14 protein-coding genes are annotated in these 11,716 nt (G+C 70.1%); 10 read left to right on the top strand and 4 right to left on the bottom strand.

Going from position 1 to position 11,716, the window contains the following annotated elements; genetic code table 11:
- The first annotated feature begins 12 nt into the window (after positions 1–12).
- The 8 genes from JHW41_RS03145 to JHW41_RS03110 are packed head-to-tail and all read left to right on the top strand — an operon-like array spanning position 13 to position 5,620.
- Complete coding sequence (locus JHW41_RS03145) at positions 13–1,272, top strand: flagellar hook-basal body complex protein (RefSeq protein ID WP_057949208.1); 1,260 nt, start codon at positions 13–15, stop codon at positions 1,270–1,272.
- Positions 1,269–2,108, top strand: a complete 840-nt coding sequence (locus tag JHW41_RS03140) for a FliM/FliN family flagellar motor switch protein (protein WP_250449001.1) — start codon at positions 1,269–1,271, stop codon at positions 2,106–2,108. The genes JHW41_RS03145 and JHW41_RS03140 overlap by 4 nt, the downstream gene beginning before the upstream one ends.
- The gene (locus tag JHW41_RS03135; RefSeq protein WP_250449000.1) at positions 2,105–2,446 is read left to right on the top strand and encodes a FliM/FliN family flagellar motor switch protein; all 342 of its coding nucleotides are present in this window, start codon (positions 2,105–2,107) and stop codon (positions 2,444–2,446) included. The genes JHW41_RS03140 and JHW41_RS03135 overlap by 4 nt, the downstream gene beginning before the upstream one ends.
- A gap of 40 nt (positions 2,447–2,486) precedes the next feature.
- Positions 2,487–2,828 (top strand): hypothetical protein, encoded by a 342-nt coding sequence (locus tag JHW41_RS03130; protein ID WP_250448999.1) that lies wholly within the window; start codon positions 2,487–2,489, stop codon positions 2,826–2,828.
- Positions 2,825–3,610, top strand: a complete 786-nt coding sequence (gene fliP / locus JHW41_RS03125; protein ID WP_123646598.1) for a flagellar type III secretion system pore protein FliP — start codon at positions 2,825–2,827, stop codon at positions 3,608–3,610. The genes JHW41_RS03130 and fliP overlap by 4 nt, the downstream gene beginning before the upstream one ends.
- On the top strand, positions 3,607–4,356 hold the full coding sequence (locus tag JHW41_RS03120) for a sigma-70 family RNA polymerase sigma factor (protein WP_250448998.1): 750 nt from the start codon (positions 3,607–3,609) through the stop codon (positions 4,354–4,356). Before fliP ends, JHW41_RS03120 begins: the two co-directional genes overlap by 4 nt.
- On the top strand, positions 4,353–4,991 hold the full coding sequence (locus JHW41_RS03115) for a tetratricopeptide repeat protein (protein WP_250448997.1): 639 nt from the start codon (positions 4,353–4,355) through the stop codon (positions 4,989–4,991). The genes JHW41_RS03120 and JHW41_RS03115 overlap by 4 nt, the downstream gene beginning before the upstream one ends.
- 8 nt (positions 4,992–4,999) lie before the next feature.
- Entirely contained in the window at positions 5,000–5,620 is a 621-nt protein-coding gene (locus JHW41_RS03110) for a lytic transglycosylase domain-containing protein (protein WP_250448996.1), read from the top strand.
- Positions 5,621–5,675: 55 nt separating this feature from the next.
- Here the strand turns inward: JHW41_RS03110 and JHW41_RS03105 are convergent, their stop codons facing one another.
- Complete coding sequence (locus tag JHW41_RS03105; protein WP_057949213.1) at positions 5,676–6,020, bottom strand: hypothetical protein; 345 nt, start codon at positions 6,018–6,020, stop codon at positions 5,676–5,678.
- Positions 6,021–6,241: 221 nt separating this feature from the next.
- Here JHW41_RS03105 and JHW41_RS03100 point away from each other — a divergent pair, with 221 nt between their 5' ends.
- A complete protein-coding gene (locus JHW41_RS03100) occupies positions 6,242–6,841 on the top strand; it encodes a hypothetical protein (RefSeq protein WP_250448995.1) in 600 nt (199 codons plus the stop codon).
- A 133-nt stretch (positions 6,842–6,974) separates the two neighbouring features.
- A complete protein-coding gene (locus JHW41_RS03095; protein ID WP_250448994.1) occupies positions 6,975–8,477 on the top strand; it encodes a PLP-dependent aminotransferase family protein in 1,503 nt (500 codons plus the stop codon).
- A 256-nt stretch (positions 8,478–8,733) separates the two neighbouring features.
- Here the strand turns inward: JHW41_RS03095 and JHW41_RS03090 are convergent, their stop codons facing one another.
- The 3 genes from JHW41_RS03090 to JHW41_RS03080 all read right to left on the bottom strand — a co-directional run bounded on the left by JHW41_RS03090 (position 8,734) and on the right by JHW41_RS03080 (position 11,301).
- On the bottom strand, positions 8,734–9,009 hold the full coding sequence (locus JHW41_RS03090) for a hypothetical protein (protein WP_250448993.1): 276 nt from the start codon (positions 9,007–9,009) through the stop codon (positions 8,734–8,736).
- Positions 9,010–9,135: 126 nt separating this feature from the next.
- A complete protein-coding gene (locus JHW41_RS03085; protein WP_250448992.1) occupies positions 9,136–9,489 on the bottom strand; it encodes a hypothetical protein in 354 nt (117 codons plus the stop codon).
- Positions 9,490–9,624: 135 nt separating this feature from the next.
- Positions 9,625–11,301, bottom strand: coding sequence for a sensor domain-containing diguanylate cyclase (locus tag JHW41_RS03080; protein WP_078997757.1), 1,677 nt, complete (start codon positions 11,299–11,301; stop codon positions 9,625–9,627).
- Positions 11,302–11,716: the final 415 nt, after the last annotated feature.

Below are 11,716 nucleotides of genomic sequence, written 5' to 3'. Positions count from 1 at the left end.
GGAGCCACCGACATGCTCGACAGCATCTACATCGGCATGAGCGGCCTGACCGCCCATTCCAAGGGTCTGCAGACCATCAGCAACAACGTCGCCAACCTCAACACGCCCGGCTTCAAGACCACCACGCCGCGCTTCTCCGACCTGTACTACGGCCAGCGCTTCTTCGGCCAGGGCCCGGATTCGGCGCGCGTGGCCAGCGGCGGCAGCGGCGTGGAATACGGCTACGGCGCGCTCAACTTCAAGCAGGGCGAGATCCGCCGCAGCGACGGCCAGCTCGACCTGGGCATCGACGGCCCCGGCTTCCTGGCCCTGCTCCAGGACGGCAAGGTGCGCTACGCGCGCACCGGCCAATTCGTCATCGACGACGACGGCATCGTGCGCGAGAAGGGCAGCAAGATGGAGCTGACCACGCTCGGCGCCGACGGCAAGCTCGCCAACATCCTGATCGACAAGCTGCGCACCAGTTCGGCCAAGCCGACCGCCACGGTCAAGATCGAAGGCAGGCTGCAGTCCAACGTCAATCCCAACCAGCCCGGCAGCGGCAACAACCCGCCCACCGGCACCGCGCCGGAAACCTTCTCGATCGCCAACGTCGAGATGTACGACGCCTCCGGCACCAAGATCGTCACCACGGTCAAGATCACCCGCGACCTGATCTCGCCGCCGCTGGGCAACAACTCCGCGCGCTGGCAGGTGGCCTTGATCGACAAGGACAACAAGACCATCGGCCAGGGCGAGATCCGCTTCATCAACTCGACCATCGAGCCGGGCGCGGACAAGGTCGCGATCCGGGTGACCTCCGGCAACGGCATGACCAGCGAGGTGACCCTGGACTTCGCCAACATCGCCTATGTGTTCGGGCCCACGGTCAATTCCGACCTCAAGGTCGCCAAGACCGACGGTTACGGTCCCGGCACGATGTCGGGCATGCGCGTGGACGACACCGGCGCGCTGGTCATCGACTACTCCAACGGCCAGAAGGAAACCCTCGGCAAGATCGCGATGGCCGACTTCGCCGACCCGCAACGCCTGATCCAGCTCGGCGACGGCGTGTTCGACGCCTCGCAATTGCCGGACCCCGCCTACGTCGCCAGCAAGCAGGGCGCCGGCACGCTCTCCTCGGGCGCGATCGAGGCTTCCAACGTCGACCTGTCCACCGAGTTCGGCCGGCTGATCCTGATCCAGCGCGGCTTCCAGGCGTCCTCGCAGGTCATCAGCACCGCCAACGAGATGATCATGCAGCTGTTCCAGATGAAGAGCGGCCAGGGATGAGCGCCGCGGCCGATGTTTCCTCGCGCGGCGCCGAAGCGGCGCCGCGCTGGCGTCCGCTCGGTCAGGCCGACGCCGATTGGCTGCGCGAGCGCGCGGCGCCGGCGCTGCGCGCCTGGCAGGACGAATGGTTCGACGCCGGCGCGTTCGACGTGCTCGACGCACAGGCGTTCGCGCCGGGCCAGGCATGCGCCGACGGCGGCGCATGCTGGCGCGCCGGCGCCTCGCTGGCGGCGCAGACCGAGCCGGGCGCGTGGAAGCGCCATGCGCTGGCGGCGATGGCGCTGTCGGCGCAGGCCGACGCGCAGGTGCCCGAAGCGCTGCTCGCGCCGCTGCAGGCGCAGATGCTCGACGCGCTGCTCGCGCGCCTGGCCGACGCGCTGGCGGACGGCGCGTCCGGCGTCCGCGCCGGCTTCGAGCGCGCCCTGCCGGGCGACGACGCCGGCTTCGCCGCCGGCGGGGTGCGCCTGCGCATCGGCACCGCGCGCGACCCGCAGCTGCTCGACCTGTATTGCGCCGCCGAACTGGCCTGGGCGCGGCCGCTGAGCGCCGCGCCGGCGGCCAAGCCGGCCGCGCCCGCCGCGCGCGCCGAAGCGCTCGGCGACAACCCAGTGCGGCTCTCGGCCGTGCTCGGCCGTTGCCGGCTCACCGCGCTGCAGCTCAGCGAGCTGGCGGTCGGCGATGTGCTGACCACCGCGCAGTCGCTGCACGAACCGATCGCGCTGCGCCTGCACGCCGACGGCGTCGCGCCGCGCACCATCGCCCACGGCCGGCCGGGACGCGCGCAGCAGCGGCTCTCGATCGAGCTCACCACCCTCCAGCAGAAGCGAACCCCATGAACACCCCGCTCGGCGTCAGCAAAATCGACATCATGCAGATCGACCTTCCCGAACACGCCGCGCCCGCCGGCGAGCGCGCCGGCGCCGAACCGTCCGGCCAGCGCATCCCGCTGGACATGCTCGGCGAGATTGCGGTCGAGGTCGAAATCCAGCTCGGCACCGCCCGGCTCACGGTCAAGGAACTGATGGCGCTGCAGGCCGGCTCGCTGCTGACCCTGGACCAGCACCTGCTGCAGGACGTCGACGTGCTGCTCAACGAACGCGTGGTCGCGCGCGGCGAAGTGGTCGCGGTCGGCGATCGTTTCGGCGTGCGGATCAAGGAACTCGGCGCCGCCTGAGCGCGCCGTCCGCCGCCGCGGACGGCCCGGATACCGAACTATGTCCATGCAGATCGACTACCTGCGCGTCGCGCTGTCGCTGGCCCTGTGCCTGGGACTGGGCGTGGCCGCCATCTTCCTGCTGCGCTCGCGCTTCCGCGGGCTCAGCGTCGGCCCCGCGCGCGACCTGGCGCTGCTGGAAAGCCTGCGCGTGGACCCGCGCACGGCCGTGCACGTGCTGGCCTACCAGGACCAGCGCCTGCTGCTGACCACGCGCGACAACGCCGTGCACGTGACCGTGCTGCCCGCCGGCGCGCCGGCGCCTGTAGCGTCCGCGCAACCGCACGACGCCGGCGCGCAGCCCGCTTCCCACGACGCCAGCGACGGAGCGCCCGCGCCATGACCGCCTTCTTCGTCCGCCATCGCCGCCTGCTGTTGCTGGCGCTGCTGATGGGCGTGTTCGCCGCCGCCTCGGCGATGGCCGCCGCGCCGCCGCAGGCGCCGGCCGTGCCCGATCCGTTCGTCCAGCAAGGCGCCGTGCTCGGCGCGCTCAAGGGCGGCACCAGCGAGAGCGTGCGCATCGCCACCGTGCTGACCCTGCTCAGCATCGTGCCGGCGCTGGTGATCTCGATGACCGCGTTCATCCGCATCATCATCGTGCTGTCGATGATCCGCCACGCCTTCGGCATGCCCGAGACGCCGCCGACGCCGGTGCTGATCAGCCTCGGCCTGCTGCTGACCGTGTTCACCATGTTGCCGACCCTGGAGAAGGTCAACAGCGAGGCCTACCAACCTTTCATGAGCGGGCAGATGGCGCTCGACGTCGCGCTGGACAAGGGCAGCGCGCCGGTCAAGGACTTCATGCTGCGGCAAGTGCGCGAGGACGAGCTCAAGCTGATGTACGAAATCTCCGGCAAGCCGCTGCCGGACGAACCGGCGCAAGTCGGCATGCTGCAGCTGACCTCGGCCTTCATCCTCAACGAACTGCGCGTGGCCTTCCAGATCGGCTTCGTGATCCTGCTGCCGTTCCTGCTGATCGACCTGGTGGTGTCGAGCGTGCTGTTGTCGCTGGGCATGCTGATGGTTCCGCCGGCGACGATCTCGCTGCCGCTGAAGGTGCTGATGTTCGTGCTGGTGGATGGTTGGAGCCTGATCCTGCAGGGCGTGGTGCTCAGCTTCAAATGACCGCGCCGCCCGCCGTCGCCGCCGAAGACGACGCCGCGCCCGCGGCGGAGGCGGCGCTGTGGGCGGCGTTGCGGCGCGACGGCTCGACCGCGGCGCGCGAGGCCCTGTTCCTGCGCTATCAGCCGTACGCGCAGGCGCTGGCGGCGCGCATCTACGGCGGCCGCCACAGCCGCGAGGTCGAGTTCCGCGATTACCAGCAACTGGCCTACATCGGCCTGCTCGATTCGATGGACCGCTACGATCCGCAGCAAGGCGCCGGCTTCAAGACCTTCTGCACCCCGCGCATCACCGGTAACGTGCTCGACGGCCTGCGCCAGCTCAGCGAGGCGCAGGAACAGATCTCGCTCAAGCGCCGGCTGCAGCGCGACCGCCTGAGTTCGCTCAAGGACGGCAAACCCGCCGGACGCAAGCTCGACGCGCTGTCGGAACTGGCGGTCGGCCTGGCCATCGGCCACATGCTCGAGGGCACCGGCATGTACGCCGACGGCGAGCAGGCCGACCGCCACGACGGCTATGCCGCGGTCGCCTGGCAGCAGACCTGCCGCAGCCTGCGCCAGGCCGTCGACCGCCTGCCGGCGGATATGGCCAAGGTCGTGGGCTACCACTATTTCCATTCGCTGCCGTTCGAACAGATCGCCGGCATCCTCGGCCTGAGCAAGGGCCGCATCTCGCAGATCCACCGCGCCGCCCTGACCCAGCTGCGCGAGAAGATCCAACCCCATTCCCCATCGCGGACCACGACATGAGAGACGACCGTTACCCCATCGCCTGCGACGACGACACCCTCGACGCGATCAAGGCGGCGATGCAACGTTCCGACGAGGAAGCGCTCGCGCTGCTCGACGCCGCGGTGTCGCGGCACCCCGCCGACGCGCGCCTGGCGCTGCTGCGCGGTTCGGTCTACGCCAGCCAGGGCGCCTACCCGCAGGCCTTCGCCGACCTCAGCCAGGCGGTGGTGATGGCGCCGGAGCTGTACGCGGCGCGTTTCATGCTCGGCTACCTGGAGCTGTGCCATCGCGGCGCGGCGCAGGCGATCGCGGTGTGGCACCCGCTGACCCAGCTCGGCGAGCACGAAGCGCTGGGCGACTTCGCCCGCGGCCTGACCTTGCTGGTGACCGGCCAGCCGGAGCAGGCGCGCGCGTTCCTGCAGCGCGGCCTGGAAGGCAACCGCGAACATCCCGAACTGTCGCCGTTCGTGCAGTCGCTGATCGAGAAGTCGCACGAGATCGTCGCCGCCGGCGAACCGGCGCCGGTGCCCGGCTTCGGCGCGGTGCCGGCCGCCGCCGAAACCGACCACGACACCGGCGACGGCGCGGACGAGGATCTCGGCAACGGCAGCCACCTGCTGCTCGGCGGTTATCTCGACCGCCGCGATCACTGAGTCCGCGCATGAATCCCCACCGTCTCCCGCCGCGACGGCGCGCGTTGGCGCCCTCGCTGGCGCTGGCCGCGCTGCTGGCGTCCGCGCCGGCCGCGGCCGACTGCATCGACGACGCCGCGCGCTACCAGGGCGTGCACCCGCACGTGCTGCGCGCGATCGCGTACCACGAATCGCGGATGAAACCCGAGACGGTCAACCACAACAAGAACAGCACCCGCGACATCGGCCTGATGGGCATCAACACCGTGCACGGCGGCGAACTCTCGCGCTACGGCATCGGCCCCGACCGTTTGTTCGACCCCTGCGTCAACGCCTACGTCGGCGCGTGGCTGTTGCGGCGCAAGGTCGACAAGTACGGCGCCACCTGGAAGGCGGTGGCGGCGTATCACTCGGAAACGCCGCAGATCGGCGAGGCGTACATGCGCCGGATCCAGGACGTGATGCGGCGGTGGGGATTGTTGCCGGCGGTCGCGGCGGCGGCGCCGAAGCTCGTCCCGTCCGCCGCGCAGTCGTCCGCGAACGCCACGAGCGACGCGATGGCCGCGGCTGCGGCCGTCGCGCCGGCCGCGCCGCAGGCCGCGACTCAGAACGGCGGCGGCGAACTCGACGCGCTGGCGACGATCCGCTGACCCGCGGCGCCCGCGGAACTATTGCGGCCCGTAACGGCCAGCCGCAGCGCGGCGCTCAGGCTTCCTCGACGCAGGCCCGGCACAAGGCCCAGGCCTCGGCATCCTCGCCCAGCACCGAAACCACCACGGCGATGGTCTGATGGAACTCGGCCGAATTGGCGAGTTCGTCGCCGAACTCCTCGGCCAGCAGCCCCTCGACCAGGCGCCCGACCAGCACCTTCTCGTCGCCCACGCCGGCGGCCTTGAGCGCCTGCACCGCCTGCAGCGGCGACTGCCGCCCGGCCTCGCGCGCCGGCGCGCCTTCCTGTCGCGGCTGACGCGCGGCGGTGGCGCCGCCTTGCTTGCGCAGGTGCACGCGCAATTGCGCGATGAGGCGGTCGAGACGGGAGATTTCGGTCATCGCAGGCGTTCGGTTTCGAAGAGCGGCGGAAGGGAACAGCGGCGCATTGCGACGGCGAGACAACCAGGCGCGCGACGACGAACGGCGCGCGGCCTGCGCCATAGTATGCGCCATGGCTGCGCGGCCGCGGCGATCCTGGCCGGACGCGGCACGGCTTAATGGCCCTGTCGCAGCCCACGCGGAACGCGCACCGTGAAGCCCCGTCTTCGTGAGCCGCCCGCATGCACGCACCCCGCTCCCCGTCGCGCCGCCGCGTCCTCAGGCAAGCCTGCGCCGGCGCCGCCGCCCTGGGTCTGTCGCCGCTGGCCTTCGCCGCCGCCGGCGCCAAGACCTTGCCGGGAACCGATATCGCGCTGCCGACCGGCGATGTACGCGACTTCGACTTCTTCGTCGGCCATTGGACCTTCCGCAACCGCCGCCTGAAACAGCGCTGGGTCGGCAGCGACGACTGGGACGAGTTCCCCGCTTCGCTGCGCTGCGAAAGCCGCATGGGCGGCGTGGTCAACCTCGACGAAGGCGCGTTCCCGACCAAGGGCTGGCAGGGCATGACCGTGCGCGTGTTCAATCTCGCCGAAAAACGCTGGTATCTGTACTGGATCAACAGCAGCACCGGCCAGTTGTTCCCGCCGGTGGCCGGCGGCTTCGACGGCGACCGCGGGGTGTTCTACGGCGACGACAGCGACGAAGGCCGCCCGGTCAAGGTGCGCTTCCTCTGGACCCGCATCGACGCCGACCACGCGCGTTGGGAACAGGCGTTCTCGCGCGACGGCAAGGCGTGGGAGACGAACTGGACGATGGAGCACACGCGAGTCGGCGGCTAAGCCGACGGACGCGGCCGAAGACGCCGCGCCATCCGCACGCCGCGGCGACGCCCTCGCGCGTGCGCACGGCGGCGAGGCGAGGTCATGACAACCATCATGCGCGGCCCCCGCCCGCGCCGGCTACGCTACCGGCATGGCCAAGCATGCCGGCTCCGTATTCAGCGTCGACGTCACCGGGCTGGAACCCGAGGCCGGCCAGCCGGCCTATGCGCGCATCGGCGAACGCATCCGCGCCGCGATCCTCAGCGGCGCGCTGCCGCCCGAGGCGCGCCTGCCGTCGGCGCGCACCCTGGCCCACGACCTCGGCGTCGCCCGCAACACCGTCGACTGGGCGCTCGACCAACTCGTCGCCGACGGCTACATCGTTCGCCGCCGCGGCGCCGGCAGTTTCGTCGCCGCGCGCTTGCCCGAACGCGACGCGCCGCCGCTGCGTCCTGATAGCAGTCGCGTCGCGCTCCCCGACGCCGCTCCCCGCCGGCTTTCGCGTCGTGCCGAAGCGCTGCGCGCGTATCCCGGCCACTACGCGCCAGCCGCGGCCACGCCGTTCACGCCATCGCTGCCGCCGACCGACCTGTTCCCGCGCCAGACCTGGAACCGCCTGCTGCAACGCGAAGCCGCGCGCAGCGGCGACGATTACTGGCACTACGGCGCGAGCAACGGCCTGCCGGCACTGCGCCGCGCCATCGCCGCGCACGCCTCGGCGATGCGCGCGGTGCGCTGCTCGGCCGAGCAGGTCGTCGTGGTCACCAGCACCCAACAGGCCGTCGAACTCGCGGCGAAAGCGCTGGCCGATCCCGGCGACCGCGCCTGGTGCGAGTCGCCGGGCTACCCGCCGGCGCGGCACGGCCTGCGCAGCGCCGGTCTGGACATCGTCGACGTCCGCATCGACGACGAAGGCCTCGATGTCGCCGCCGGCCTCGTGGCCGCGCCCGACGCGCGCCTGGCTTATCTGACGCCCGCGCACCAATACCCGTTGGGCGTCGAACTCTCGCTATCGCGCCGCCGCGCCCTGCTCGACTGGGCCCACGAGCGCGACGCCTACGTGCTCGAAGACGACTACGACGGCGACTACCGCTACGAAGGCCGGCCCATCGCCTCGCTGCAGGCCATGGACGAACGCGGCCGCGTCGTTTACATCGGCAGCTTCAACAAGATCCTGTTCCCCGCACTGCGCATCGCCTACGCCATCGTGCCCGAACCGTTGATCGACGCGTTCGTCGACGCCAAGCACATCGCCGACGGGCATACCGCGCTGCTGATGCAGGGCGTGCTGGCGGCTTTCATCGAAGAAGGACACCTCGGCCGGCATTTGCGCAAGACGCGGGCGGCGTACGACCAGCGGCGTTTGGCGTTTCTGGAACACGTGCAGGTAGTGCGGCCGTGGCTGGACTTCGGCCCGGCCGTCGCCGGAATGCACGTGGCTACGCGATTCACCGATGCGGCCGCCGGGCTGGACGACCGCGCCGTCAGCGCGGCGTGCGCCGAAGCAGGAATCGTCGTGCATCCCTTGTCGAAATACGGCGAGAGCGGGCGCGGCGGTTTGGTGTTCGGATTCGCGTCGGCGCTTCCGCATCGTATGCAGAGCGGATTCGAAGTGGTCCGTAAGGTGCTGGCGGGCTGTCGTTCGCGGGCCTGAGTGCAACCGAACGACTCGCACCGTCTCGATCGCCGCATACACGGATCCGACAAAGCCGACCGCGCAGCCCGACCAGCCGTGGACGGCGTTCGCCGTCCGCACCAGTTCATATCTCTACCGGACTTGTGGACGTTGCCCGCTAACGGTGGCGCGGAGTCGACGCCGCGTCGTCGCTCGCGTCGCGACCAGTGCGGCGACGCGAGAACGCAGCGCCCCGCCTCGACCTTCCCCGCCGGTCGCGCACCCGGCTCAGCCGCTAGTCCACAAGCCCATGCTTGTCGAAATGCGCGACGACGCAAGCCGCCACGTCCTTGTCGTTCTCCACGGAACAAACCTCCACCGTCTGCCCGACAGGCAAGGAGACAAGCCAGACTGCATCGCCGCGTCGAACGGAGAATCCGCGGGCGTAGACCTTTATCCCGCGCGATTGCCTTGTTTCGGTTCCGCCATGGATCACCGGCGGTTCGACCGAATAGATCTCGGCTACGAACCCCTCGCTTTGCAGCTGCTGCGCGATCAGATCGACCGACATTTTTGTCCATCGTAATGAGGCCGGTATCGCCGCGAACTCCGATTCGCGTTACCACATCCCGTCGACGTGGATATCAACGCACGAGACAGTTCAGGCAATAGCCACGCGACCGATTCCCGAAAGTACCTACCTCAACAATTCCTGCACCACCCTGCCTGCTACCGAATGCGCGGTTTTCGCGTCATAGCCATGGCCGCCGGCCTCCGAGTCCGGCAGCGACAGCAGATAACCCCGAAAGTCATCGACACGTTCCGTCGTCAACAACACCTCGTCCAACTCGATATCCCGCAGCCCCGGCGGAAGATTCTCGTGATCGTTTATCCATTCATCGCAGGCCAGCAAAAGCCACCCGCCATCGCTGCCGGCTTCGTCGGTGACGAATGACGGCAGGCTCCAAGCGATAGCCTTGACCCACTCCCGTAGCTCCACGTCCGCGACAAACACAGAGTGCCCCTTGAACCTGATAGCGCTGGTCGTCATTGGTCGCCCTTGACATAGATGATTCGAACCTTCGAACCCTGCAGCGATTGCTGCAACGCCTTCACCGCCTGATCGGAAAGTCCCGTCATATCGATGACATGGGCAGCCGGCGCCGCGGCGCCGGCCCGCGGCGGCTCAGATCGCCACTTCCTCCATCGCCGCGCGCTGCACGGTGACCCGGTCGCGGCCGCCGGCCTTGCTCGCGTACAGCGCCGCGTCGGCGCGTTCGAGCAACTGGTCGAAGTTCTCGCCCGGGCGCAGTTCGGCCACGCCCATGCTCAGGCTCAGGTTGAGCGCGCGGCCGTGCACGCTGGGCGGGTTGGCGCCGACCGCGCGGCGCAGGTGTTCGGCCACCACCAGGCCTTGCTCCAGGCGCGTGCCGGGCAGGCCGACCAGGATCTCGTCGCCGCCGTAGCGGCCGCACAGGTCGGTCGCGCGCAGCCGGTTGCGGGTGCGCTCGGCGACCGTGCGCAAGGCTTCGTCGCCGGCGCTGTGGCCGTGTTCGTCGTTGATGCGCTTGAAGTGGTCGATGTCGAAGAACACCACGGTCAACGGCCGCCGGCTGCGATGGGCTTCGAGGATCGCCTCGCGCAGGCTCTGCTCGATCGCCTGCCGGTTCATCACGCTGGTCAGGCGGTCGTAGGTGGCGCGGTGCTTGGCAGTGTCGTGGTCCTCGCGCAGCTTCTGCAGCTTGGCGGCCAGGCCCAGCAGCAGGCCCAGGCCGCCGAACACCAGGCCGAGCGGATAGGCGTATTCCAGCCAGGCGAACATCGGCCACCATTTCTGGAAGCCGCCGACCAGCACCACCAGCACCGCCAGCAACGGCACCCAGGCGCCGGCGAGGAAATAAGCCTCGTGCTGGCGCCGCGAAATCGCTACCGCGCAGGCATAGAACACCGCGCCGATCAGCACCAGCAGCACCAGGTTGCCGAAGCTGGCGCTGAGCTTCCAGGTCTGCACCAGCGATACCGCCAGCAACGCGCCCAGCACCCAGCTGCAGACGTTGAGCACCTTGGCCACTCCGGCCTGGGTGGTGCGCAGGTCGAGGTAGAACATCAGGAAGCGCACGCTGGCGAGGGTCGCGGCGGTGTTCAGCACGACGTTGGTGCGGCGATTGGGCAGCACCTCGTACAGCCACGGGATCATGCGGATCTCGCCGCCCTCCACCGCCAGGTTGACGGTCTGCACCAGCAGGGTCAGGCACAGGTAGGCGTAGCCGCGCTCGCGCAGGCCGACCCAGAAACCGAACGCCAGGATCGCGGTCGCGCCGAGCGCGGTCAGCACCACGCTGCGCAGGGCGACGTGGCCCATGTCCTGGCGGTGCACCTGCGCCAGCGGTTCGATGCGCAGGGTCGAGGGGGTGAACTCGGTCGCGTAGGTGCGCAGGTAGATCACCTCGCCCTTGCGCAGGCCGCCTTCCAGCGGATAGACCACGAACCGCGAGGAATGCTGGAACTCGCTGCCGCGGCCGTGCAGCGCGCGCCGCACCGGGTCGGCGTCGCGGTGGCGCCAGATGTCGAAGAACTTGCGGTAGGGCTGGTCGATCACCAGTTGCGGCAGTTGGTCTTCGCCGACGTCGGCGGTCGCGGTCAGGCGCAGCCACTGCATGCGGCGATCGGGATAGGCGATGCGTTCGCCGGCCACCGGCGCGAAGCGCGCGTCGTAGCGCCCCGCCAGCACCTGCGCCAACGGCGGGTCGGCGCCGGGGCCGAGCCGCGCGACCACGAACGGCTGCGCGCACGCCAACGCCGCTGCGCTCAGACCCAGCAGGGTCAGCAGGGTCTGCCAGAGTAGGCGCCAGGACCGTTCCATTTCCTCAGCAACGTGTTTTCAGCCTGTGGAGGATAGCCCACGGTATACGGTCGGCCGGCCGGCGCCGGCACCGATGGCGGCGCGGCGAGCGCGGAACTGGGACGTGGATTCCGGTCGCGGCCGCGGCCGCCGCCTGTTCACCGAGGCCGCCGCGGCGCGCGGGATTTGTAAGCGTCGGTCAAGCTGAGAAGTCGCGCCGGTTTCGTTGCCGGCCGCCGCCGCGATGCTGGCGTCCCCGGTCGGGCCGCAGTCGCGGGCCGATCGCGGGCGGCCCCGGGGCCGCGACGGTGCGCGACGCCCCTGGCGTTCGCGCCCCGCCGCCCGGGCCGCGCAATCGCAATCCACGCGCGCAGGAAGCACGGCAGGAGCCGCTGCGCGCCGCCGACGTCGCCCCCATCCCCCATCGCCGCCCGGC

This window comes from Lysobacter enzymogenes (assembly GCF_023617245.1).
Classification (GTDB): Bacteria; Pseudomonadota; Gammaproteobacteria; order Xanthomonadales; family Xanthomonadaceae; genus Lysobacter; species Lysobacter yananisis.
The sequence above is the reverse complement of the archived record's forward strand: the minus strand, read 5'-3'. Positions and strand labels throughout refer to the sequence as shown.